The organism is Desertibacillus haloalkaliphilus (genome assembly GCF_019039105.1).
GTDB classification, from domain to species: domain Bacteria; phylum Bacillota; class Bacilli; order Bacillales; family KJ1-10-99; genus Desertibacillus; species Desertibacillus haloalkaliphilus.
On sequence record NZ_JAHPIV010000468.1, the window covers coordinates 1 to 352 of the forward strand.

At 39.8% G+C, this 352-nt stretch carries 1 protein-coding gene; it reads left to right on the plus strand.

Annotated features, from left to right (window positions below):
• The coding region (locus tag KH400_RS22845) for an aminotransferase class I/II-fold pyridoxal phosphate-dependent enzyme (RefSeq protein ID WP_217228555.1) at window positions 1–352 on the plus strand (352 nt) is incomplete at both ends.

The following is a 352-nucleotide window of genomic DNA, read 5'->3' on the forward strand; positions in this document are numbered from 1 at the left end:
GTTTATGGAGCGTTTGAACGAGGGGATCAGGTGTTTGTGCAGCGTAATAGCCACAAATCTGTTTTTCATGCAGTACAAATTGCAGGCTTGGTTCCTATTTTGTTAACGCCAGAGTTTGATCATGATTCGAGTCACGCTATTGGGATATCGGTTGAAACAGTAGCTGAAGCGGTACGTCAGTATCCAGATGCTAAGGGTATTATCTTAACTTATCCAAATTACTATGGAGTTAGCATAGATTTACAAGAAACAATTACAACTGCTAAGAAGCATGATTTACTTGTTTTAGTAGATGAGGCACATGCTGCTCACTATTGTCTAGGGACACCTTTTCCTGTATCAACTTTACAAC